Below are 22,738 nucleotides of genomic sequence, written 5' to 3' on the forward strand. Positions count from 1 at the left end.
ATCACCACCCGATCCGCAAACCCTTGACACCTGGTCATGCTCCTGACTGCAGTGGGCACTGCGCCACTCCCACGAACGGCACCACACCCGAAGGGAAGCGATCAGCGCATGACCAAGCCCGAGAGCGCGGGATACGACTACGACGTCGTCATCAGCGGAGCCGGCCTCGCCGGCAGCGCCGCGGCGATTCTGCTCGCCCGACGCGGCGTCCGCGTCGCACTGCTGGAACGCCGCTCGGACCCCGACGCGTACAAGGTGCTGTGCACCCACTCCCTCACGGCCAACGCGTACCCGGTTCTGGACGAGCTCGGCCTCGTCCCCGCTCTCGAGAAGGCCGGAGCCGTCCGCAACGAGGCCCGCTGGTACACCCGCTGGGGATGGATCGAGCCGAGGGCGGCGCCGGCGGGCCCCGAGCTGCCGTACGCGTACAACGTTCGGCGCAGCACCCTCGACCCGTTGATCAGGTCCCGTGCGGCGGAGACGCCCGGCGTCGATCTGCTCCTCGGTCATCATGTGACCGGGCTGGTCCGGGAAGCCGGGCGAACCTTGGGGGTGCGCGCGTCGACGCCACAGGGCGAGCGTGAGATCCGGGCGCGCCTGGTGGTCGGCGCTGATGGCAAGGACTCGGCCGTGGCGAAGTTCGCCGAGGTTCCTGCCCGGCAGTACGAGAACGCGCGGTTCGGCTACCTCGCGCACTACCGCAACCTTCCGCTGCACGGCGGGATCGGTCAGACCTGGTTCCTCGAGCCCGACATGGCGTACGCGTTTCCGAACGACGGCGGGGTGACCGTCCTCGCGGTGCTCCCGGACAAGAAACGGCTGCCGGCCTTCCGGGAAGACCTGGAGGGCAGCTTCCTCTCATTCGTCCGTGCCCTGCCCGAGGCACCGCCCATCGACTCAGCCGAGCGCATCACCAAGATCATCGGCACTGTCAACTACCCGCTCATCAGCCGCGAGCCGACCGCGCCGGGCGTCGCGTTGATCGGCGACGCCGCCCTGACCGGCGATCCCCTGTGGGGAGTGGGATGCGGCTGGGCTCTGCAGTCCGCGCAATGGCTGGCGGAGGCGGTCGCCCCGACCGCGACCGGCCGGGGCGACCTCGACCGGTCGCTCGCGGTGTACGCACGCAGACACCGACGCCGGCTGCGTGGCCAGCAGTTCCTGGCCGTCGACTACGCCAAGGCCCGTCCGTTCAATCCCGGGGAGCGGCTGATGTTCTCGGCGGCAGCGCGCGATGAGTCGATGGCGCGGCACATGTATCTGTTCGCATCCCGCCTGATCGGTCCGCTGCGCTTCTTGAACCCCGTGGCCCTGGCCAAGGCGTCGGCCGTCAACATCAAGCACCGCGGGTCGGCTACGTCAACCGTGTTCCGGACACACCCAGAGCCATGACCGACTCCCCTCCCACGTGACTCCCTCTCACCAAATGGGCTGCGCCGAAGGCGGTCGCGCCCTCTCGCCTACAGCCAGTCGCGCTTCTTGAAGATGACGTACAGGCTCGTACACACTACGGCCATCAGGAGGATCGCGAAGGGGTAGCCCGCGGCCCAGTGCAGTTCGGGCATGGTCTCGAAGTTCATGCCGTAGATGGTTCCCACGAGTGTGGGTGCAAACAAGATTGCCGCCCAGGAGGAGATCTTCTTGATTTCCTCGTTCTGTTCGAAGCCGGCTTCGGCCAGGGCGCGCATTTCGGCGTTCTGTTGTTGGGAGACCAGGGTGGCGTTGACCGTCAGGATTTCGGTCAGGGCTTGGCGGAAGCCGTCCACGCGCTCGCTGGTGTGGGTGACGTGGTCGGCCACGTCGCGGAGGTAGCGTTGGAGTTCCTCGTCCGTGCCGTACTTCGCGAAGCCGGCCATCAGGCCGTGGAGCATGCCGACCAGGGGGCGGGTGGCACGCTGGAACTCCACCATTTCGCGGGAGAGTTCGTAGATGCGGCGGGAGACCTCCGGGTCGCCGCGGAAGACCTCCGTCTCGATCTCGTCCATGTCGTTCTGGACGCCCTCGACGACCGGGACGTAGCCGTCGACCACCGCGTCGAGGATCGCGTAGAGGACGGCCTCCGGGCCGAGGGAGAGGAGTTCCGGGGTCTCCTCCATGCGGCGGCGGACGGCTGAGAGGTCCGGGGCGGCGCCGTGGCGGACCGTGATCAGGAAGTCCGGGCCGACGAAGATGTGGAGCTCGCCGAACTCGACCTCCTCCAGGGCGTCGAGGTAGCGCGCGGCGCGCAGGACGACGAAGAGGGTGTGGCCGTAGCGCTCCAGCTTGGGGCGCTGGTGGGCTTCCAGGGCGTCCTCGACGGCGAGCTCGTGGAGGTTGAACTCGGCGGCCAGGGAATGGAGTTCCGTCTCGCTAGGGCGGTGCAGGCCGATCCAGGCCATGCCGTCGGGCTGTTCCCGCAGCTGGCGGAAGGTCTCCGCGAGAGTCGCGGGGGAAGCGATGCGCCGGCCGTCGCGGTAGACGGCGGAGTCGATCACGCTGCGGTGGTTCGGGGGAGTGGCCGGCGCCGCCGTGGGCTTCGCGGCGGACGGCGGGGAGGCGGGGGGCGTGGCGGGCGGGGGCGTGGGGCGGCGCCATCCGGTGCGCTTCGCGGACGGCGAGGGGCGGCGGTCTGGGCGCTCCGACATCGCAGGTCAGCTCCCGGTCGAACGTGTGTTTACGGGCAAGAGGCAGGATATAGGGGGAAACGTGACCCTCCCGCACGGCCGCCACCTCGGCTCGCGTTGCGGACAGAAGGTGTCCGCAATGCGGGCTAGTTTTGCTGCCATGGCCTCCCGGACGACGCATCCCGTACTCGATACCCGCTCACTGAACCGTGCCACGCTCGCCCGCCAGCTGCTCCTGAGCCGTGCCGAGATGTCCGCGCAGGACGCCGTCGCACACCTCCTCGGCCTACAGGCGCAGAACGTGAAGCCGCCGTACTTCCAGCTGCACGCGCGGCTCGCCGGATTCCGGCCCGCCGAACTCGCGGGACTGATGGAGTCCCGGCAGGTGCTCCGGATGGTCACCATGCGTTCCACCATCCACACCCACACCGCTGACGACGCGCTCACCCTGAGGCCGTTGGTCCAGGGCGCCCGGGACCGGGAGGTCACCGCCTTCCGCAAGGGCCTCGTCGGCGTGGACCTGGAACGGCTCGGTCAGCGCGCCCGGGCGTTCGTCGAGGCCGTGCCGCGGACCATGGGCGAGATCCGCGAGGAGCTGCTCACCCAGTGGCCCGAGGCCGATCCGCAGGCCCTGGCCGTCGCCGCGCGGTGCCGGCTGCCGCTCGTACAGGTCACGCCGCGCGGGGTGTGGGGGCGCAGCGGGCAGGTGCGGCTCACCACCGTGGACCAGTGGCTAGGGAGGGCGGCCGGGCAGCGGCCGCAGCCGCAGGTCGTGGACGAGGTCGTACGGCGTTACCTGCGAGCCTTCGGCCCGGCTTCCGTGAAGGACATGCAGGTCTGGGCCGGGCTGACCCGACTGCGCGAGGTCTTCGAGCGGCTGCGCCCGGAACTGCTCGCCTTCCGGGACGAGAACGGCGTCGAGCTGTTCGACCTGCTCGACGCGCCCCGGCCGGACGCCGACACCCCGGCTCCACCCCGGTTCCTCCCGGAGTTCGACAACCTGCTGCTTTCCCACGCGGACCGCACGCGCGTGGTGCCCCCCGAGCTCAAGGGGCGCAGCTGGGCGGGGAACCAGGCCTACTGCACCCTCCTCGTGGACGGCTTCCTCGCGGGGCTGTGGCGGCTGGAGCCGGATCGGCGGCTCACCGTCGAGCTCTTCGGGAGGGCCTCGAAGGCGCTGAAGGACGAAATCGTCGCCGAGGGGGAGCGGTTGATCGCGGAGATGACCGAGTCGGACAAGGCGACCGGGACGGCCGGAGCGACCGGGACGGCCGGGACGGAAGGGGCGAGCAGGACGGCCGGGACGGAAGGGGCGAGCAGCGCGGCCGGTCGGGGCTCGGTACGGTTCGGGTCAATCCGCGACTGACGCCGCTCTGGTGGGCCGCGGGGGCGACACGGCACGATGCCTCCCATGACGCACAACACCGCCGAGAACGCCTTCCGGAACACCGGCGCCACCGCCGAGTTCCTGGCCGCACGGGACTTCCTGCTCGACCGCCGCGGGGACTACGAAGCCGCACGCGCCGGATTCACCTGGCCGCGGCCCGAGCGCTTCAACTGGGCCCTTGACTGGTTCGACCACATCGCAACCGGCAATGACGCCGACGCCCTGCGCATCGTCGAGGAGGACGGCACCAGCCAGTCCGTCTCGTTCGCCGAGCTGGCCGTACGGTCGGACTCCGCCGCCAACTGGCTGCGCGACCAGGGCGTCGCTCCCGGCGACCGGGTCCTGGTCATGCTCGGCAACCAGCGAGAGCTGTGGGAGGTCATGCTCGGCGCGATGAAGCTGCGCGCCGTCGTCATCCCCGCCACCCCGTTGCTCGGCGCCGCGGACCTGCGCGACCGCATCGAGCGCGGTCACGTACGCCATGTCATCGTGCGCGCCGAGGACACCGGCAAGTTCGACGGGGTGCCGGGCACCTACACCCGGATCGCCGCCGGGCCCGACGTACCCACCGGATGGCGTCGACTCGACGACATGTACGCGGCCGACTGTCATTTCGCCCCGGACGGCGAGACCCTGGCCACCGACCCGCTGATGCTGTACTTCACCTCCGGTACCACCACCCGGCCCAAGCTTGTCGAGCACACGCACGCCTCGTACCCGATCGGGCACCTCTCCACCATGTACTGGCTCGGGCTGCGCCCCGGCGACGTCCACCTCAACATCGCCTCGCCCGGTTGGGCCAAGCACGCCTGGTCGAACCTCTTCGCACCCTGGAACGCGGGCGCCACCGTGTTCGTGCACAACTACACCCGCTTCGACGCCGAGCGGCTGATGGCGGAGATGGACCGGCACGGCGTGAGCACCTTCTGCGCCCCGCCCACCGTGTGGCGGATGCTGATCCAGTCCGACCTCACCACACTCCGCACCCCTCCGCGTGAGGCCGTCGCCGCCGGCGAGCCGCTCAACCCCGAGGTCATCGAGAAGGTCCGGGAGGCCTGGGGCGTCACCATCCGCGACGGCTTCGGCCAGACCGAGACCACCCTCCAGATCGGGAACTTCCCCGGAGCCCCCGTCAAGCCCGGCTCGATGGGACGGCCGGCGCCCGGGTACGAGATCGTGCTCCTCGATCCGGTCTCCGGCAAGGAGTCCCCCGACGAGGGCGAGCTCTGCGTGGACCTGCGCACCCGGCCCGCCGGGGTGATGACCGGCTACCGGGACGACCCGCAGCGCACCGCCGAGGCCATGGCGAACGGCCTCTACCGCACCGGCGACATCGCCGCCCGCGACGAGGCCGGGTACCTCACGTACGTCGGGCGCTCCGACGACGTCTTCAAGGCCTCCGACTACAAGATCAGCCCGTTCGAGCTGGAGAGCGCCCTACTGGAGCACGAGGCCGTCGCCGAGGCCGCCGTCGTCCCGGCCCCCGACCCGCTCCGGCTGGCCGTACCGAAGGCGTACATCGCGCTCGCCGCCGGCTGGGAGCCCGGGCCCGAGACCGCCCGGGCGCTGTTCGAGCACTCCCGCGCGGTGCTCTCCCCGTACAAGCGGATCCGCCGCATCGAGTTCGCGGAGCTCCCGAAGACCGTGTCCGGCAAGATCCGACGGGTGGAGCTGCGGGAGCTCACTGCGGCCGGCTCCCGGGCGGAGTACGACGAGGCCGAGCTCGGCTGACCGGCTGACTCCGCCCCTGCTCCGGGCGAGCAGGCGAGGCGGCTCGACCGCACGGGTCGGGCCGCCTCTCGCCTCTCCGCCCCCGCCTCTCCGCCCTCGCCCCCCCAGGCCTCGGCTACGCCGGAAGCTGCGCCTCGATGGCGGCGATGATCTCCGGGGACTCGGGCTCGACGCTCGGACGGAAGCGCGCCACGACCTCGCCGGCCGGGGAGATCAGGAACTTCTCGAAGTTCCACTGGATGTCCCCCGCCTCGCCTTCCGCGTCCGGGGTCTTCACCAGCTCCTGGTACAGCGGGTGCCGGTTCTCGCCGTTGACCTCGGACTTCTCCAGGATCGGGAAGGTCACGCCGAAACCGGTCGCGCAGAAGGTCTGGATGTCCTCGGCGTTGCCGGGTTCCTGCCCGCCGAACTGGTTGCAGGGCACGCCGATGACGGTGAAGCCCTTCGCCTCGTACGCGAACTGCAGCCGGGCCAGACCCGAGTACTGCGGGGTGAGCCCGCACTGCGAGGCGGTGTTGACCAGCAGGATCACCTTGCCCTTGTGGGCCGCCAGGCTGGTGGGCTCGTCGGACAGGGTGGTCAGCGGGATGTCGTACAGGCTCATCGGGCTCTCCTCGGCAGGGAAGGGCGGACACGAACACGGGCGCGGATACGCCGAAACGGACACGGATACGTATACGGATACGGGTATCGGTTCCGAGCCTACGGCCTGCCCCGGGGCCCGAACGACCTGCCCTGACCCGGGCGGTGGGCCCGGCAGCCCCGCCCCGCGGGCCCGAGTCCTACGCTTCCGATCCTTGTGCTCCCGCGCCCACCAGCTCGTCCGCCGGGTCGTTGAGCGGCTGCGGCATGCCCGTGAGATCCATGACGAACAGCGGTATCCCCAGTTCGTCCGCGCGGGAGCGGGCGTCCTGCGTGTATCCGGCGAGCGCGAAGTAGACGCTGGTCGCGGACGCCGTGAGCCCGTTCAGCCAGACGCACTCCACCGCCCGCAGCCCGGCCGGCGCGGTGGTCGGGTCCACCTGGGCGACCAACCCCGGCGCCCGCAGGTCCACGGCCGCCGAGGGTACGGGCCGGGTGTCCGGCAGGCGAACGTCCTGGAAGCCGAGCCACCGCAGGTACAGCGCGGCCGTGGCCACCGCGTCCCGGGCGGTACGGATGGTCACCGGGCGGAACGCGGGCCGTCGGGGAGCCGCCGCCCGCGGGTTGGCCCCACCGGCCGCATCCCGGCGCCCATCCGCGGCGTGTCCTGCCTCCCCGCGTACGTGGGGCCCGTGTGCAAGGGGCCCGCGTCCGTCGGAGCGCGGCGCCGCGGAGTCCGGTACACCGAACTGGGGCGCTGACCCCATCGCCCCCATCGCCCCCATCGACCCCATCGGGCCCGACGGCGGGACCGGCGGCTCGGCGGGCTCGACCGGATGCACCGGAATCCGGACCACCGTGCCGCACGAGACGCAGCCCAGCTCGGGGTGCGGCCACTCGCTCACCCGCCGGCAGATCGTGCACCGTACGGCGACCCAGCCTTCCGACCAGGTGCGGTGCGTCAGCGGCAGGGGTGGTGCCGACAGGTCCAGTGGAGGGTTCACCGGGCTCCCGCAAGCACACGGGAAGACCGGGGCGGCGTAGTCGTTCTCGCGCAGGCACGCCGGGCAGCGCACCGGTACCGCTTCCGCCATGAGTCCTGGACCCCTTTCGTCGCTGTGCGTGGGTCCATGCTCCACCAGCTGCTACCGGCGGCGGGCGGGGTCCTCGATTTCCCGCCGACTCCCGGTCGTTCGTACAAGTCGCTTGAGCGAGACGCGGCTTTTGGTGGGTTCCGGAGTTCGGGAGCTTCTTGACGCGCAGGGACGCGCCCCCTAGCTTGTTCCGTATAGCAGAACAAAACTTCCGGATTACGGAAACAGCCGGAACAGTCTGACCGCCAGACCCGCAGGAGAACTCGATGCCTCGTATGACAGCCGCCGCCGCTGCAGTGGAGATCCTCAAGCGCGAGGGTGTGTCGCAAGCGTTCGGCGTGCCCGGCGCTGCGATCAACCCGTTCTACCGCGAGCTCAAGAACGTCGGTGGCATCAGGCACACCCTCGCCCGCCACGTCGAGGGCGCCTCCCACATGGCGGAGGGCTACACCCGCACCGCCCCGGGCAACATCGGTGTCTGCATCGGTACTTCCGGCCCCGCCGGCACCGACATGATCACCGGGCTGTACTCGGCCATCGCGGACTCCATCCCGATCCTGTGCGTCACCGGTCAGGCTCCGGTCGCGAAGCTCCACAAGGAGGACTTCCAGGCCGTCGACATCGCCTCGATCGCCAAGCCGGTCACCAAGGCCGCGACCACGGTCCTCGAAGCCGCCCAGGTCCCGGGCGTCTTCCAGCAGGCCTTCCACCTGATGCGCTCCGGCCGCCCCGGCCCGGTCCTCATCGACCTGCCGATCGACGTCCAGCTGACCGAGATCGAGTTCGACCCGGAGACCTACGAGCCGCTGCCGGTCTACAAGCCGCAGGCGACCCGCGCCCAGGCCGAGAAGGCCATCCGGTTCTTGCTGGAGTCCGAGCGTCCGCTGATCGTCGCCGGTGGCGGCATCATCAACGCCGACGCCTGCGACCTGCTCGTCGAGTTCGCCGAGCTGACCGGCGTCCCGGTCATCTCCACCCTGATGGGTTGGGGCACCATCCCCGACGACCACGAGCTGAGCGCCGGCATGGTCGGTGTCCAGACCTCGCACCGCTACGGCAACGCGACCTTCCTGGAGTCGGACTTCGTCCTCGGTATCGGCAACCGCTGGGCCAACCGCCACACCGGTTACAACCTGGACGCCTACCTCGGCGACCGCACGTTCGTCCACGTCGACATCGAGCCCACCCAGATCGGCAAGATCTTCGCGCCGGACTACGGCATCGCCTCCGACGCCAAGGCTGCGCTGAAGCTCTTCGTCGAGGTGGCCAAGGAGCTCAAGGCTGAGGGCAAGCTGCCGGACTTCAGCAGCTGGGTCGCCTCCCACCTGGAGCGCAAGAGCACCCTCCAGCGCCGTACCCACTTCGACGACATCCCGATCAAGCCGCAGCGCGTCTACGAGGAGATGAACAAGGCCTTCGGCCCTCAGACGCGCTACGTCACCACCATCGGCCTCTCCCAGATCGCCGGCGCGCAGATGCTGCACGTCTTCAAGCCGCGCCACTGGATCAACTGCGGCCAGGCCGGCCCGCTCGGCTGGACCATTCCGGCCGCACTGGGCGTCGCCACCGCCGACCCCGAGACCCCGGTCGTCGCCCTCTCCGGCGACTACGACTTCCAGTTCATGCTGGAGGAGCTGGCGGTCGGTGCGCAGCACAAGATCCCGTACGTCCACGTCCTGGTGAACAACGCCTACCTGGGCCTGATCCGGCAGGCGCAGATCGGCCTCGACATCAACTTCCAGGTCAACCTGGAGTTCGAGAACATCAACGCGCCGGAACTGGGCGTCTACGGCGTCGACCACATCAAGGTGGTCGAGGGCCTCGGCTGCAAGGCGATCCGCGTCACCGACCCGAACGAGCTGGGGGCCGCCTTCGAGGAGGCCAAGAAGCTCGCCGCCGAGTACAGCGTCCCGGTGGTCGTCGAGGCCATCCTGGAGCGCGTCACCAACATCTCGATGAGCAAGACGGTCGACATGAGCAACGTCACCGAGTTCGAGGAGCTCGCGACCGAGCCCGGCCATGCTCCCACCGCGATCCGCCCGCTGTCCGTCTGAGCGGTTCGGTAGTGCAGAACGGCCCTCGTCCCTCCGCGCGGAGGGACGAGGGCCGTTCTGCTGCCTCGTACGGGCCGCCGCCGCACGCTACCGCGGCCTGGCACCGGACGGTTGCCAGACCGCTGATCAGCACCTCGATGCCGAGGGCGAGCCGGGCGGAGGCCGGACCGGCAGCCAACTCGACCGCACTCGCCGCGAGTTGGGGATGGCGGGCCGGGTCCAGTTCGGCGGGCCGCTCCTCGATGGAGACCTGGGCGTGACGGCGTTCCAAAGCGTCCTGTAGTGCGTCGGAGCCGGAGCCGGAGCCGGAGCCGGAGCCGGAGCCGGAGCCGGGGCCGGGGCCGGGGCCGCGACGGAGACCTGGTAGGTGACGGCGCCGATGTGCAGGGCAATCAGGTCGCAGCCCCACGCGGCGCGTGGGCGTTCGACGCCGCCGGCGAGCAGCAGGCCGAGGATCCGGTCGAAGGGTCGAGCCAGGCGGGTGTCGTCGGGATGGAGCCGAGCGCGACCCGGCCGATGCCGGGGTGGGCGTTGAGGGCGTGGACCACATCGGTGATCAAATCGGTCAGCCGGGTGCGCCAGTCCCCGGGGGCCGTCGCGGACGACGGGGGCAGCGGCACCGTCGCGATCACCGCGTCGAGCATCAGGCGCAGCAGTTCGTCGCGTTGGGCGACGTAGACGGCACCCGCAGCCGTCCCCGCACCGTTTGGGCCATCGTCAAGGAGCCCCTCTGGTGCGGCCCGCGGCCTGCGGCCCGCGGTCCCGGCGATCGGCACGACGAAGCGCCGAGTCACGGGACCGTCCGTGACTCGGCGCTTCGGGTGTGACCGCCCGACGGTGCGAGGCTGGCGCAACAGGACGTTCGCATCGCCGGGCGGAGTTGCTGTCCTTATATATAGGGGGCCTTGTGCGAAGCCCCGTACGCAAGGAACGGCTGGGACCGTGGCGGGCGGCGACGGGGACTTCGGCATCGTCTCCCTCAGGTCGAGAGACGGGCCTCGGAACCCATGACCACCGCACTGGCTCGCACGCTCGCCACGGTCCTCACGCAGCGCCGGCCAGCGGCCGGCGCAGTCTGCCCTCGCCGCGCACCACCCCTCATCCGGGTCCGCGGTTCGGGCTCGACACCCGGGACCCGACCTCCCGCCAGGTCCCCGGTGCGGCTCTGCGGCTCAGGCGTCGCGCAGGGCGCGGACGGCCTCCTCGACGCGCTGGCCGTAATCGGCGTCCGCGGCGTGGAAGTGAGCCAGGTTCTTCTCGATGACCTCTTCCAGGGTGACCTGGGACAGGCCGCCGGCGATGTTCGCCACCAGACGCTCCTTCTCGGCCTCCGACATCAGTCGGTAGAGCTCACCGGCCTGGAAGAAGTCGTCGTCCTTGGTGTGGGCCGGTGCCTCGTGGGTGCCCGTGTAACCGGAGACGGCCTTCGGGGCGCCGAACGCGAGACCGGTCTCGACCGGGCCCCGGTACGAGTTGGGCTCGTAGTTCTTGTCGTGGCGCGAGCCGTTGCGCAGCGCCATGACGCCGTCGCGGCCGTAGTTCTCGGCCCTCGTCGCCTTCGGTGCGTTGACCGGCAGCAGGGTGTGGTTCACGCCGAGGCGGTAGCGCTGGGCGTCGGCGTACGCGAAGAGGCGGCCCTGCAGCATCTTGTCCGGCGAGGCGGTGATGCCCGGGACGAAGTTGTTCGGGGAGAAGGCGGCCTGCTCGACCTCGGCGAAGACGTTGTCCGGGTTGCGGTCGAGGACCAGCCGGCCCACCCGCTGGAGCGGGTAGTCGCTGTGCGGCCACACCTTGGTGAGGTCGAACGGGTTGAAGCGGTAGTCGGCGGCCTCGGCGGCCGGCATGATCTGGACGTACAGGGTCCAGCTCGGGTGGACACCGCGCTCGATCGCCTGCAGCAGGTCGGTCTGGTGCGAGTTGGCGTCCTTGCCGACGAGCTCGGCGGCCTGCTCGCCGGAGAGGCAGCGGATGCCCTGGTTCGTCTTGAAGTGGTACTTGACGAAGAAGGCCTCGCCCTGGGCGTTGGTCCACTGGTACGTGTGGGAGCCGTAGCCGTTCATGTGACGGTAGGAGGCCGGGATGCCGCGGTCGCCCATCAGCCAGGTGATCTGGTGCGTCGCCTCGGGGGCGTGCGCCCAGAAGTCCCAGACGTTGTCCGGCTCCTGCTTGCCCGTGAAGGGGTCGCGCTTCTGGGAGTGGATGAAGTCGGGGAACTTGATCGGGTCCTTGATGAAGAACACGGGGGTGTTGTTGCCGACGAGGTCGTAGTTGCCCTCTTCGGTGTAGAACTTCAGCGCGAAGCCGCGGGGGTCGCGGACGGCGTCGGCGCCGCCGAGCGAGTCGGCGACGGTGGAGAACCGCAGGAAGGTCTCGGTCTTCTTGCCGACCGTGTTCAGGAACGCCGCGCTGGTGTACGCGGTGACGTCGTCGGTCACCTCGAAGTGGCCGTACGCGGCCGAGCCGCGGGCGTGCACCACGCGCTCCGGGATGCGCTCGCGGTTGAAGCGAGCGAGCTTTTCGAGGAGCTGCTGGTCCTGGACCAGGAGCGGGCCACCGACGCCGGCGGTGGCGGAGTTCTGGTTGTCGGCGACCGGGGCGCCGGACTCGGTCGTCAGCGTGCGCTTCGACATGGTGACCTTCCGTACGGGAACCTGCTGACGGAAAGCGTATTCCGTCATGCGGAACAGCCTAATTTCCGGCCGGACGCAGCGTCAACAGTTTGTTGAAGAAAGAGGGTGGGAGGTGATCCGGACGGCGCCGGCGCTTGGGCGCGACAGGACAGGTGTCAGCACCGGCGCCATCCGGAAACTCGGGTCCCCGCGAGCGGGGAGGGGGCGGCCCGGCGCGCGGGCCGCGGGGGTCAGAGCTCGGCGCCGGAGAGGCGCTCGACCGCGCGGAGCAGGGCCGAGTGGTCCAGGCCGCCGTCGCCCTGGGCGCGCAGCGAGGCGACCAGCTGGGCGACGACCGCGCCGACCGGGAGGGCCGCACCGACGTTGCGGGCGGCGTCGGTGACGATGCCCATGTCCTTGTGGTGCAGGTCGATCCGGAAGCCGGGCTTGAAGTCGCGGTTGAGGAAGTTGTCCTTCTTGCGGGTCAGGACGGTGGAGCCGGCCAGTCCGCCACCCAGGACGTCCAGGGCGGCCCGGAGGTTCACGCCCGACTTCTCCAGGAAGACGACGGCCTCGGCACACGCCTGGATGTTCACCGCGACGATGAGCTGGTTGGCGGCCTTCACCGTCTGGCCGGAGCCGTGCGGACCGCACAGGACGATGGTCTTGCCGAGGGTTTCCAGGACCGGCAGGGCCTCGTCGAAGTCGGCCTGCTCGCCGCCCACCATGATCGACAGCACGGCCTCGATGGCGCCGGTCTCGCCTCCGGACACCGGGGCGTCGATGACGCGGATCCCCTTGGCGGCGGCGTTCTTCGCGAGGTCGATCGAGGTCTGCGGGGTGATCGACGACATGTCGATGATCAGCGCGCCGGACTTCGCGTTCTCCAGGATGCCGTCCTCGCCGTAGGAGATGGCCTCGACCTGGGGGGAGGCGGGCACCATCGTGATGATCACGTCGGCGTCCTCGACGGCCTCGGCGATCGAGCCGGCCGCAGTGCCGCCGGCGGCGGCCAGCCGGTCCAGCTTGTCCTGCTCCAGGGTGAAGCCGGTGACCGAGTAGCCGGCCTTGATCAGGTTCTCGGACATGGGGGAGCCCATGATGCCGAGGCCGATCCACGCGATCTTGGGGAGGTTGCTCATGGTGGGGGTCCTTCTCCACATGCTTCGTACGAAAAGTTCGGGACGTGCCTGGCGGATCGCCTGGACTTGGTCCGCCTACCGGGCGGCGTGGGCCCGTGCCGGCAGCCACTCGAAGGACGCGGCGGCGTCGGCCGCCTTGTACTCCAGGCCCACGTAGCCCTCGTATCCGGCCTTCTTCAGCTGGTCGAGCAGCTCCTCCAGGGGCAGCTCGCCGGTGCCGGGGGCGCCGCGTCCGGGCTTGTCCGCGATCTGGACGTGACCGGTCTTGGCGGCGTACTTTCCGATGACCTCGCTGAGGTCCTCGTCGTTCATCGCCAGGTGGTACAGGTCGAGCAGGAACTTGGCGTTCCCCAGGTCGGTGGCCTCGTTCACCTTGTCCACGACCTCGATCGCGGCGGGCGCGCTCACCAGTGGGTAGAGCGGGGACTCGGGCTCGTTGAGGGTTTCGATCAGCAGGATCGCGCCGATGCGGTCGGCCGCCCGCGCCGCCACGACCAGGTTCTTCAGGGCGAGCTCGTCCTGAACGGCCGGGTCCACCCCCTCGACGCGGTTGCCGTAGAGGGCGTTCAGCGCCTTGCAGCCGACGGAGGCGGCGAAGTCCGCGGCCACGTCGATGTTGGCGCGGAAGCGGTCCGACTCCTCACCGGGGACCGATACCGCACCGCGGTCCGGGCCCGGCAGCTGACCGGCGTAGAAGTTCAGGCCCACCAGCTGGGTGCCGGCGTCCTCAAGAGCCTTCTTGAGGGCGTCGAGCTCCTCCTGAGCGGGGGTGGGGGTCTCGATCCAGGGCCACCACAGCTCGACCGCGGTGAAGCCCGCCGCGGCGGCAGCCGCGGGACGCTCCAGAAGCGGGAGTTCCGTGAAGAGGATCGAAAGGTTCACATCGAAGCGCTGGTCCGTGTATCCCATGAGGGGCGTGCGCTCCTTCCGTATTGCGGAAGTTACTTTCTGCTTGATGGAAGACTGCAAGCAGGTCGGCGCACTTGTCAAGTACGGACTGCCGAAAAAACCTGACCGGGAGGTAGCTTGACCAGCGTGCGATTGAGAGTGGAGTTCACGACCGAGCCCTTCGACCTCGAAGAGGCCCCTGCCCATGCCGTGGCCGCTCGCGAGGTCATCCAGAAGGCCCAACTGGACGCGGTGGACGTCGGCCCGTTCGGCAACACGGCCGAAGGGGAGGCCGGCGAGGTGCTGGCTGCGGTGACCGCGCTGCTGCGCGACTCGCTGGAGTCCGGAGCCACGCGGGTCTCGCTCCAGATCAACGTGATCCGGGAGGAGAGCTCATGACCGAGCCCCGCGACCACCCGTTCGTCACCGCGGTCAAGCCGCTGGTGGATGCGATGGGCGGCGAGCTGATGGATCCGGCCCTGGCGCAGCCCGACGACGTCGTGCTCACCTGGGAGGGTCAGGACCTGCTGGCCGTGCGCCTGCCCCAGCTGTCCGACTCGCTGGACCACATCCTGGCGGCGCTGGAGCGTCGGCACGGCGTGCCGCTGTCCCAGCTCGACCGGAAGTCCAAGCAGGACGTCGTACGGATACTGGAGGCGCGGGGCGCCTTCTCGGTACGGCACGGCGTGGAGACGGTCGCGGGCGCCCTGGGCGTGAGCCGCTTCACGGTCTACAACTACCTGAACAGGGAAAATCCCAACAAGAACAACCCGGCGTGAAGATCAGCCGACCCGCGGCGACGAGCCGCCGTCCGCTTCGTCCGGGCGGCGGCTTTTGTGTGCGGGAAGTTTCAACAAAGTGTTGACGCGGTGTTGTCGAGGGCGTTAGCTATGCGCAGCCCGTCAAAGCACCAACAGGCCACGGAGGCCTACCGTGACTTCGAGTCCGACCCCGGGTCTCACCCGGTTCAACGCCTTGGACGACGGCGCGGCCACGGCTGAGCTGCACGAGGTCTGTGCCAGTTCGGCCTGGGCGAGCAAGCTGCTCGCCCAGCGTCCCTTCGCCACCGCCGACTCCCTGTTCTGCGCGAACGAGGCCGCCATGGCCGAACTCGCCGCCGAGGACCTGGCCGAAGCCATGGCGGGGCACGCGCCGATCGGCCGGCCGAAGCCGGGCGACCCGACCTCCGCCCGCGAGCAGCGCGGCATGGCCGGCGCCTCGGAGGAGCTCAAGAACGAACTCCTCGAACTGAACCTGGCCTACCAGGAGAAGTTCGGCCACGTCTTCCTCATCTGTGCCACCGGTGCGACCGGTGAGTTCATGCGGGACGCGGTCAAGGTCCGGATCGACAATTCGCCGGAGCAGGAGCGGGAAATCGCCCGCGGCGAGCTCGTCAAGATCAACAAGATCCGGCTGACCCGCCTCGTAGAACGCGCAGGAGGAGAGTGAGCATGAGCACCGGAACCACCGCGTCCGTGTCCACGCACATCCTGGACACCAGCATCGGCAAGCCCGCCGAGGGCGTCGCCATCTCCCTGTCGGCCCGTACGGGCACGACCGGAGAGTGGACGGCCCTGGGCAGCTCCGCCACCGATGCGGACGGGCGGTGCAAGGACCTGCCGGCGCTGCCGGAGGGCACCACCCACGTACGTCTCGACTTCGAGACCGAGACGTACTTCTTGAAGAAGAAGCAAGCCGAGGCGCAGCAGGACGCCCCCCGCGTAAGGGACAGCGGTGCGTTCTTCCCCGAGGTCACCATCACCTTCGCGGTGAACCCGGGCGAGCACTACCACGTACCGCTGCTGCTCAACCCGTTCGGCTACTCCGTTTACCGAGGGAGCTAGCAGACATGCCCACGATTCTCGGCCAGAACCAGTACGGCAAAGCAGAGAACCGCGTCGTCAAGATCACGCGGGACGGCGACACCCACCACATCAAGGACCTGAACGTCTCGGTCGCCCTCTCCGGCGACATGGACGACGTGCACTACTCCGGCTCGAACGCCAACGTCCTGCCGACGGACACCACCAAGAACACGGTGTACGCCTTCGCCAAGGAGCACGGCATCGAGTCCGCCGAGCAGTTCGGCATCCACCTGGCGCGCTGGTTCGTCGGCAGTCAGGAGCCGATCCAGAAGGCGCGCATCCGGATCGAGGAGTACGCCTGGGACCGGATCGCCACCTCGGACGCCAACTCCAAGTTCATCGGCTCCGACGAGGTCAACCACTCCTTCGTCCGCAAGGGCATGGAGACCCGCCTCACCCAGATCACCTACGACGGCCAGCACTGGGAGGTCATCTCCGGCCTCAAGGACCTGGTCGTCATGAACTCCACGAACTCGGAGTTCTGGGGCTACGTGAAGGACAAGTACACGACCCTCCAGGAGGCGTACGACCGCATCCTGGCCACTCAGGTGTCGGCCCGCTGGCGCTTCAACTGGTCGGACGACGAGCAGCGGATGCCCAACTGGGAGAAGTCCTACGCCGAGACCAAGAAGCACATGCTCCAGGCCTTCGCGGAGACCTACTCGCTCTCGCTCCAGCAGACCCTGTACCAGATGGGTTCGCGCATCATCAACCACCGTTCGGAGATCGACGAGGTCCGCTTCTCGCTCCCGAACAAGCACCACTTCCTCGTGGACCTGGAGCCCTTCGGCCTCAAGAACGACAACGAGGTCTACTTCGCCGCGGACCGCCCGTACGGTCTGATCGAGGCCACGGTCCTGCGGGACGGCGTGGACGCCCGCATCCCCGTGGACATGACCAACCTCTGATGCGGTACGCGCGTCCCGGGGCACCGCAGTGGCCCCGGGGCGGCGCGACACCCGTCAACTTCCTGAATCGGCACCCGGACGCACCCCACGGGGCGGCAGTACTGTCAGCTGTCAGACCCCGGCTCCGGCACTCAAATCCCCTGGGTTCTGCCGTGCCCGCACCGCCACTGAAAGCACGAGGAAGTCCCATGGCAGCATCGGCAGCGCATGACGGTGCGGTAGCGCGCACCGTCATCGAGAACTGTGCGATCGCGACAGTCGACGCGAACGACACCGAGTACGCCTCGGGCCACGTGGTCGTCGCCGGCAACAAGATCGAGTCGCTCGGCGCGGGCAGAGCACCCGAGAACCTCGAGAACGTGGTCCGACGCATCGACGGCACGGGTCACCTCGTCACCCCGGGTCTGGTCAACACCCACCACCACTTCTACCAGTGGATCACCCGCGGTCTGGCCACCGACCACAACCTCTTCAACTGGCTCGTCGCGCTGTACCCGACGTGGGCGCGCATCGACGAGCAGATGACGTACACGGCCGCCCAGGGTTCCCTGGCGATGATGGCCAAGGGCGGCGTCACCACCGCCATGGACCACCACTACGTCTTCCCCAAGGGCTCCGGCGACCTCTCCGGCTCGATCATCCGCGCCGCGTCCGAGATGGGCGTCCGTTTCACCCTCGCCCGCGGTTCCATGGACCGCAGCGAGAAGGACGGCGGCCTGCCGCCGGACCACGCCGTCGAGACCCTCGAAGGCGCGCTCGCCGATACCGAGGCGACCGTCAAGAAGTACCACGACCACTCCTTCGACGCGATGACCCAGATCGCCGTCGCCCCGTGCTCCCCCTTCTCGGTCTCCACCGAACTGCTGAAGCAGGGCGCCGAGCTGGCCCGCCGCCTCGGTGTGCGCATGCACACGCACGGCTCCGAGACCGTCGAGGAAGAGCAGTTCTGCAAGGAACTGTTCGGCATGGGCCCGACCGACTACTTCGAGTCGACCGGCTGGCTCGGCGAGGACGTGTGGATGGCGCACAGCGTCCACATGAACGACTCCGACATCGCCGCGTTCGCCCGGACCAAGACCGGCGTCGCGCACTGCCCCTCCTCCAACGCCCGACTGGCCGCCGGCATCGCCCGCGTCCCGGACATGCTCGCCGCCGGTGTACCGGTCGGCCTCGGCGTGGACGGCACCGCCTCCAACGAGTCCGGTGAGCTGCACACCGAGCTGCGCAACGCGCTGCTGATCAACCGTCTCAACCCGGTCCACCGCGAGCGGGCCCTGAACGCCCGCCAGGCCCTGCGCCTCGGTACGTACGGCGGCGCCCAGGTGCTCGGCCGCGCCGACAACATCGGGTCCCTGGAGCCGGGCAAGCTCGCCGACCTGGTGATGTGGAACCTGAGCACCCTGGCCCACTCCTCGATCGCCGACCCCGTCACCGCGCTGGTCTTCGGTGCGGCGGCACCGGTCACGCTCTCGCTGGTCAACGGAAAGCAGATCGTCGAGGACAACCGGCTGCTCTTCGCCGACGAGGACGCCATCGCGGTGTCCACGCGGGAAGAGGCCCAGCGTCTCGCGCGCATCACCGCGCAGGCCTGATCTCCCCAGCTATCGCTGGGAGGTACTCCCAGGCGTCCGGCCGGGGGGGGGGACGGCCCCCGGCCGGCGGTCGCGGACCCGAGCGGGGCCCGCGACAGCCGTTCCCGGGAAGCGCCCGAGGTTCTTCCGAAGGCGCCCCCGGGTGCGGTTACTCGTGCCACTGCTTCCCTTCTCGGTGGAACGAATCGGGCGAATCGTTTCTGCATGCCAGGACCCCTGCCCCCCCAACTGAACACAGGCTCGACTCGCACAGCTTTCGCACCACCTCCACGCGCATCGTCATGCTGGTCTGCATGACCGAGTCCACTGCCGACATCCTGGCCCTCGGCAAGATCGTCGATCGTCCGGCGGACGCGAAGACCATCGAGGGCGGACTGCGCGCCGACACCCTCGGCAGCGCGCTCAGCCCGCTGTTCAACGGCTTCATGTGCAGTGCCTTCGCGCAGAACATCGGACTCGTGGCGATGACCAAGGTGCGCAGTCGGTTCGTCGTCGCCGCCGGCGGCGGCATCCTGATCCTGCTGGGCCTGTGCCCGATGGCCGCCTCCGTCATCGGGGTCGTCCCCCTGCCGGTGCTCGGCGGCGCCGGCATACCGGCTGCGTGGTGGCCATCGTCCTCAACAACCTGGCCTTCAACCACCTCGGCAGCAAGCGGGCCGCAACGACCGGAGGGCTCGCGGAGCCGCTGCCCGCGCACTGAGGCCCGTACGGAGACGGCGGTGCGTACGCCACCCACTGCGGGTGTGGCGTACGCACTGCCGCGGTCATCCACGCGGCAGCGTGTGCGGCTCGGGAGTTGAGCATCGAGTAGGGGCCGGGGAGCGGGCCGTCGGCCTCGATGTCGACGGAGAAGCAGAGATGGGGGCGTGCGGTACGGGCTGCCATGCGCGAGAGCATGACAGCCCGTACCCGGGCCCGTACCCCGGGAGTTCGTCCGGAGGACTGGTACTACGACACCGGGGCGAGGTACATCCCGGTCTGGTCGGTGCCCGCCGTGTTCTTGCAGCTGCTGCTGGACGTGGCGCCCTGCGCGACGGCCAGGGCCAGGCAGCGGCCGACGGCGAGCTGGCCGAAGTAGTTCGGGTGCATGTCCTCCTGGATCGGGCCCTGCGTCTCGCTGCTGTCGATCCAGCGCGCCCACTCGCTCGTCTTCGCCGACGCCGCCGACGTGGAGCTCACCTGCTTGCTGGCCTTCGCGCACACCTCACGGCCCTGGAGCATGTCGCGCAGGTCCAGGAACTGCACGCCCTTGGCCGCGGCGACCCCCTTGATCCGGTTCGCTATCTGCGGCACGAGCGAGTCCCGAGCCCAGTCCGAGTCCCGGTTCCAGAAGGGGCAGCCGCCGGTGTTGACACGGCTCCAGTCGCTCTGCGGGTACCGGTTCTCCGCGGCGCGCGGGATCGGTGACGGGTAGGACTGCAGCACGATCCGGTAGGAGGCGTCGGTGTACCCGGCGGCCCGCATGACGGCGCGGATCTCGTCGACGGACTTGCCGACGCTCGCCATCACCGCGTCGATCTTCCCGTCGACGCCGTACTGCTGGTCGTCGTAGCAGTACGAGTTCCACAGGACGAAGTCGAGCGCGCAGTTCGTGATGATGTCGGCGAAGCCGAGGTCGTTCCCGCCGATGGACAGCGTGATGACCTTGACGTTGTGGCTCGCGGCCACCGCGGCGAGTTGATCGGCCTGCGGGGCCTCGCCCTTGAAGGGCACGCCGCCGTTTGAAGCGCGGAAGACGTTCTCGGTGACCGCTCCGGAGCAGGCCAGGTTCACGGCCACGTCGGCGATCGCCCCGGCGCTCTTGACCTCGGCGGAGTCGGACCGGTCGCAGCCGCCGGCCGTGCTCCCGTACACCTTCGAGGGGTCGTAGCTGCTGCCGGTCACCCAGGCCCGGTCGGTGCCGTTCCTGCTGCCGCTGTTGGTGAGGCTGTTGCCCTTCCATCGTCCGGCCTCGCCGGAGATGTAGCTGTCGCCCATGGACACCACGGCGGTGGGCCCGGTCCCGGGGCTGGCCACCGAGGTGCCGGCCCCGCCACCGATCAGCGCGCCGACGGTGAGCGGCAGAACCATCCCAACCCCGGCGAGTCGTCGCATTCGACTGCGGGTCCGATCCTTGGTGGCGTTGCGGAATCCGATCACTGCGGAACTCCTGCGGTAGGCCATGGCGAAGCGAGGCGCAACTCCGTTGCATGGCTGGGGAAGTGGGGGTACCGCCGGCCGGTGGCATCGGAAAGGTGACACGGCGCACGTTGTTACCGCTAGGTAGCCGCAGATTACGATGGCGTAACGTCCGACCGTTCGTTCGGTCGCGCTCGAATCGGCGCGGCGGAGGGGGCGGGGAGGTGCTCGCGTGACGGGATCGCACGCGCACATGGCTCCGCCCCCGGGGCCCTGGGGCGCCGGGGGCGGAGTCGTGCCGCTGTGCGAATCGGCCGAAGTGGAGACGTCAGCCGTCCAGTTGGTCGTACGCGGGGAGGGTGAGGAAGTCCGCGTAGTCGGCGTCCAGGGCGACCTTGAGGAGCAGGTCATGGGCCTGCTGCCACTTCCCGGCCGCGAACGCCTCGTCGCCGATTTCGGCGCGGACGGCCGCCAGTTCCTCGGCGGCGATCGTACGGGTCAGCTCGGCGGTGGCGGTCTTGCCGTTCTCGAACACGACGCCGGCGTTGATCCACTGCCAGATCTGCGAGCGGGAGATCTCGGCGGTGGCCGCGTCCTCCATCAGGCCGAAGATGCCGACCGCACCCAGGCCCCGCAGCCAGGCCTCGATGTAGCGGATGCCGACCTGGACCGCGTTGCGCAGGCCCTCGTACGTGGGTTTCGCGTCCAGCGAGTCGATCGCGATGAGCTCGCCCGGAGCCACCGAGACGTCCTCGCGCAGCCGGTCCTTCTGGTTCGGCTTCTCGCCGAGGACCGCGTCGAAGGAGGCCATGGCGATCGGGACCAGGTCGGGGTGGGCGACCCACGAACCGTCGAAGCCGTCGGCTGCCTCGCGGTCCTTGTCCGCCTTGACCTTCTCGAACGCGATCCGGTTGACCTCGGCGTCCTTGCGGGACGGGATGAAGGCCGCCATGCCGCCGATGGCGTGCGCGCCGCGCTTGTGGCAGGTCTTGACCAGCAGTTCGGTGTAGGCCCGCATGAACGGGGCCGTCATCGTCACCGCGTTGCGGTCCGGGAGGACGAACTTCTCGCCGCCGTCGCGGAAGTTCTTCACGATGGAGAACAGGTAGTCCCAGCGGCCCGCGTTCAGGCCCGCCGCGTGGTCGCGCAGCTCGTAGAGGATCTCCTCCATCTCGTACGCGGCCGTGATGGTCTCGATCAGGACCGTCGCGCGGATCGTGCCCTGCGGGATGCCGACGTAGTCCTGGGCGAAGACGAAGATCTCGTTCCAGAGGCGTGCCTCCAGGTGCGACTCCGTCTTCGGCAGGTAGAAGTACGGGCCCTTGCCGAGGTCGATCAGGCGCTGCGCGTTGTGGAAGAAGTACAGGCCGAAGTCCACCAGTGCCCCCGGCACCGGGCGGCCGTCGGCTTGGAGGTGGCGCTCCTCCAGGTGCCAGCCGCGCGGGCGCATCACCACGGTCGCCAACTGCTCGGCGGGCTTGAGCGCGTACGTCTTGCCCGTGCGCGCGTCCGTGAAGTCGATGCGGCGCTCGTAGGCGTCGATGAGGTTGAGCTGACCGAGGACGACGTTCTCCCAGGTGGGGGCCGAGGCGTCCTCGAAGTCGGCGAGCCAGACCTTGGCGCCCGAGTTCAGGGCGTTGATGGTCATCTTGCGGTCGGTGGGACCGGTGATCTCCACACGGCGGTCGTTCAGCGCGGCCGGAGCCGGCGCGACCTTCCAGTCGCCCTCGCGGACCTGTGCGGTGTCCGGGAGGAAGTCGAGGTGGGAGGTGCGGGCGATCTCGGCGCGACGCTCGGCGCGGCGGGCCAGCAACTCGGCGCGGCGGGGGCTGAACCGTCGGTGGAGCTCCGCCACGAAGGCGAGGGCCGCCTCGGTCAGGACTTCGTCCTGCCGGGGCAGGGGCTCGGCGTCGACGATGGCCAGCGATGACGGCGCTGGTGCGGACATATCTGTCACTCCTTCAGCGGCGGTGCCTGGCGGCCGCGGGGAATGCTCGCGCAAGGCGGCACGCGGTGCCGCCGGGTGTGGAGAGCTCCGGGATACGGTCGCGGGCGCCGTCTGGGGTTCAGGGCGCTTCTGACCAGTGGATAGTAATTTCCTTATGGTGGAAGTTCAATGGTTTGTTGATGTCGAGATTCTCCGGGTCGACAGACTCCGGCGTCCG

General features: G+C 69.4%; 19 protein-coding genes and 1 pseudogene. 11 read left to right on the forward strand and 9 right to left on the reverse strand.

All coding sequences use genetic code 11. The features are described from left to right. Positions 1-108 precede the first annotated feature (108 nt). Complete coding sequence (locus ABZZ20_RS07440; RefSeq protein WP_356867748.1) at positions 109-1,392, forward strand: NAD(P)/FAD-dependent oxidoreductase; 1,284 nt, start codon at positions 109-111, stop codon at positions 1,390-1,392. Positions 1,393-1,460: 68 nt separating this feature from the next. On the opposite strand, the gene ABZZ20_RS07445 is transcribed toward ABZZ20_RS07440, so the two are convergent. Continuing rightward, entirely contained in the window at positions 1,461-2,624 is a 1,164-nt protein-coding gene (locus ABZZ20_RS07445) for a magnesium and cobalt transport protein CorA (RefSeq protein WP_356867750.1), read from the reverse strand. A gap of 139 nt (positions 2,625-2,763) precedes the next feature. On the opposite strand from ABZZ20_RS07445, the gene ABZZ20_RS07450 reads away from it, so the two are divergent. Then, a complete protein-coding gene (locus tag ABZZ20_RS07450; protein WP_356867752.1) occupies positions 2,764-3,969 on the forward strand; it encodes a winged helix DNA-binding domain-containing protein in 1,206 nt (401 codons plus the stop codon). 45 nt (positions 3,970-4,014) lie between these two features. Beyond that, the gene (locus tag ABZZ20_RS07455) at positions 4,015-5,721 is read left to right on the forward strand and encodes an AMP-binding protein (RefSeq protein WP_356867754.1); all 1,707 of its coding nucleotides are present in this window, start codon (positions 4,015-4,017) and stop codon (positions 5,719-5,721) included. 115 nt (positions 5,722-5,836) lie between these two features. On the opposite strand, the gene ABZZ20_RS07460 is transcribed toward ABZZ20_RS07455, so the two are convergent. Together ABZZ20_RS07460 and ABZZ20_RS07465 are read right to left on the reverse strand one after the other, a co-directional pair. Next, complete coding sequence (locus tag ABZZ20_RS07460) at positions 5,837-6,325, reverse strand: glutathione peroxidase (protein WP_356867756.1); 489 nt, start codon at positions 6,323-6,325, stop codon at positions 5,837-5,839. Between the two features lie 178 nt (positions 6,326-6,503). Then, positions 6,504-7,397: a hypothetical protein gene (locus ABZZ20_RS07465; protein WP_356867758.1), complete on the reverse strand. Its 894-nt coding sequence runs from the start codon at positions 7,395-7,397 to the stop codon at positions 6,504-6,506. A 275-nt stretch (positions 7,398-7,672) separates the two neighbouring features. Between ABZZ20_RS07465 and gcl the strand changes: the two genes are divergently transcribed. Then, complete coding sequence (gene gcl, locus ABZZ20_RS07470) at positions 7,673-9,451, forward strand: glyoxylate carboligase (RefSeq protein ID WP_356867988.1); 1,779 nt, start codon at positions 7,673-7,675, stop codon at positions 9,449-9,451. A gap of 392 nt (positions 9,452-9,843) precedes the next feature. Here gcl and ABZZ20_RS07475 read toward each other — a convergent pair whose 3' ends face one another. The 4 genes from ABZZ20_RS07475 to ABZZ20_RS07490 form a co-directional block, all read right to left on the reverse strand. Further along, a complete protein-coding gene (locus ABZZ20_RS07475) occupies positions 9,844-10,245 on the reverse strand; it encodes a hypothetical protein (RefSeq protein ID WP_356867759.1) in 402 nt (133 codons plus the stop codon). Positions 10,246-10,623: 378 nt separating this feature from the next. Further along, positions 10,624-12,081 (reverse strand): catalase, encoded by a 1,458-nt coding sequence (locus tag ABZZ20_RS07480; RefSeq protein ID WP_356867990.1) that lies wholly within the window; start codon positions 12,079-12,081, stop codon positions 10,624-10,626. 230 nt (positions 12,082-12,311) lie between these two features. Then, positions 12,312-13,202 (reverse strand): 2-hydroxy-3-oxopropionate reductase, encoded by an 891-nt coding sequence (locus ABZZ20_RS07485; protein WP_356867761.1) that lies wholly within the window; start codon positions 13,200-13,202, stop codon positions 12,312-12,314. A 75-nt stretch (positions 13,203-13,277) separates the two neighbouring features. Next, on the reverse strand, positions 13,278-14,111 hold the full coding sequence (locus ABZZ20_RS07490; RefSeq protein ID WP_356867763.1) for a TIM barrel protein: 834 nt from the start codon (positions 14,109-14,111) through the stop codon (positions 13,278-13,280). Positions 14,112-14,237: 126 nt separating this feature from the next. Here ABZZ20_RS07490 and ABZZ20_RS07495 point away from each other — a divergent pair, with 126 nt between their 5' ends. The 7 genes and pseudogenes from ABZZ20_RS07495 to ABZZ20_RS07525 all read left to right on the forward strand — a co-directional run. After that, on the forward strand, positions 14,238-14,489 hold the full coding sequence (locus ABZZ20_RS07495; protein ID WP_356867765.1) for a thiamine-binding protein: 252 nt from the start codon (positions 14,238-14,240) through the stop codon (positions 14,487-14,489). After that, complete coding sequence (locus ABZZ20_RS07500) at positions 14,486-14,869, forward strand: helix-turn-helix domain-containing protein (protein ID WP_356867767.1); 384 nt, start codon at positions 14,486-14,488, stop codon at positions 14,867-14,869. Before ABZZ20_RS07495 ends, ABZZ20_RS07500 begins: the two co-directional genes overlap by 4 nt. Before the next feature lie 154 nt (positions 14,870-15,023). Beyond that, positions 15,024-15,539, forward strand: a complete 516-nt coding sequence (gene uraD, locus ABZZ20_RS07505; RefSeq protein WP_356867769.1) for a 2-oxo-4-hydroxy-4-carboxy-5-ureidoimidazoline decarboxylase — start codon at positions 15,024-15,026, stop codon at positions 15,537-15,539. Positions 15,540-15,541: 2 nt separating this feature from the next. Then, positions 15,542-15,934, forward strand: coding sequence for a hydroxyisourate hydrolase (gene uraH / locus ABZZ20_RS07510; RefSeq protein WP_356867771.1), 393 nt, complete (start codon positions 15,542-15,544; stop codon positions 15,932-15,934). Between the two features lie 5 nt (positions 15,935-15,939). Then, positions 15,940-16,863, forward strand: a complete 924-nt coding sequence (pucL, locus tag ABZZ20_RS07515; RefSeq protein WP_356867773.1) for a factor-independent urate hydroxylase — start codon at positions 15,940-15,942, stop codon at positions 16,861-16,863. A gap of 188 nt (positions 16,864-17,051) precedes the next feature. After that, positions 17,052-18,455, forward strand: coding sequence for an 8-oxoguanine deaminase (locus ABZZ20_RS07520; protein WP_356867775.1), 1,404 nt, complete (start codon positions 17,052-17,054; stop codon positions 18,453-18,455). Positions 18,456-18,730: 275 nt separating this feature from the next. Further along, positions 18,731-19,048 (forward strand): annotated as a pseudogene (locus tag ABZZ20_RS07525) (solute carrier family 23 protein); the annotation flags it as partial. A gap of 355 nt (positions 19,049-19,403) precedes the next feature. Here ABZZ20_RS07525 and ABZZ20_RS07530 read toward each other — a convergent pair. Next, entirely contained in the window at positions 19,404-20,525 is a 1,122-nt protein-coding gene (locus ABZZ20_RS07530; RefSeq protein WP_356867777.1) for a GDSL-type esterase/lipase family protein, read from the reverse strand. A 376-nt stretch (positions 20,526-20,901) separates the two neighbouring features. Further along, positions 20,902-22,521 (reverse strand): malate synthase A, encoded by a 1,620-nt coding sequence (gene aceB / locus ABZZ20_RS07535; protein ID WP_356867779.1) that lies wholly within the window; start codon positions 22,519-22,521, stop codon positions 20,902-20,904. Between the last annotated feature and the right edge of the window lie 217 nt (positions 22,522-22,738).

This window comes from Streptomyces sp. NPDC006430, assembly GCF_040612395.1.
Lineage (GTDB): Bacteria > Actinomycetota > Actinomycetes > Streptomycetales > Streptomycetaceae > Streptomyces.

Coding starts and splice junctions, on each gene's coding strand:
- ABZZ20_RS07445 (WP_356867750.1), bottom strand. CDS start 2,624: ATGTCGGAGCGCCCAGACCGCCGCCCCTCGCCGTCCGCGAAGCGCACC.
- pucL (WP_356867773.1), top strand. CDS start 15,940: ATGCCCACGATTCTCGGCCAGAACCAGTACGGCAAAGCAGAGAACCGC.
- ABZZ20_RS07485 (WP_356867761.1), bottom strand. CDS start 13,202: ATGAGCAACCTCCCCAAGATCGCGTGGATCGGCCTCGGCATCATGGGC.
- ABZZ20_RS07440 (WP_356867748.1), top strand. CDS start 109: ATGACCAAGCCCGAGAGCGCGGGATACGACTACGACGTCGTCATCAGC.
- ABZZ20_RS07500 (WP_356867767.1), top strand. CDS start 14,486: ATGACCGAGCCCCGCGACCACCCGTTCGTCACCGCGGTCAAGCCGCTG.
- ABZZ20_RS07460 (WP_356867756.1), bottom strand. CDS start 6,325: ATGAGCCTGTACGACATCCCGCTGACCACCCTGTCCGACGAGCCCACC.
- ABZZ20_RS07465 (WP_356867758.1), bottom strand. CDS start 7,397: ATGGCGGAAGCGGTACCGGTGCGCTGCCCGGCGTGCCTGCGCGAGAAC.
- ABZZ20_RS07450 (WP_356867752.1), top strand. CDS start 2,764: ATGGCCTCCCGGACGACGCATCCCGTACTCGATACCCGCTCACTGAAC.
- ABZZ20_RS07530 (WP_356867777.1), bottom strand. CDS start 20,525: ATGGTTCTGCCGCTCACCGTCGGCGCGCTGATCGGTGGCGGGGCCGGC.
- ABZZ20_RS07455 (WP_356867754.1), top strand. CDS start 4,015: ATGACGCACAACACCGCCGAGAACGCCTTCCGGAACACCGGCGCCACC.
- ABZZ20_RS07490 (WP_356867763.1), bottom strand. CDS start 14,111: ATGGGATACACGGACCAGCGCTTCGATGTGAACCTTTCGATCCTCTTC.
- ABZZ20_RS07480 (WP_356867990.1), bottom strand. CDS start 12,081: ATGTCGAAGCGCACGCTGACGACCGAGTCCGGCGCCCCGGTCGCCGAC.
- gcl (WP_356867988.1), top strand. CDS start 7,673: ATGACAGCCGCCGCCGCTGCAGTGGAGATCCTCAAGCGCGAGGGTGTG.
- aceB (WP_356867779.1), bottom strand. CDS start 22,521: ATGTCCGCACCAGCGCCGTCATCGCTGGCCATCGTCGACGCCGAGCCC.
- uraH (WP_356867771.1), top strand. CDS start 15,542: ATGAGCACCGGAACCACCGCGTCCGTGTCCACGCACATCCTGGACACC.
- ABZZ20_RS07520 (WP_356867775.1), top strand. CDS start 17,052: ATGGCAGCATCGGCAGCGCATGACGGTGCGGTAGCGCGCACCGTCATC.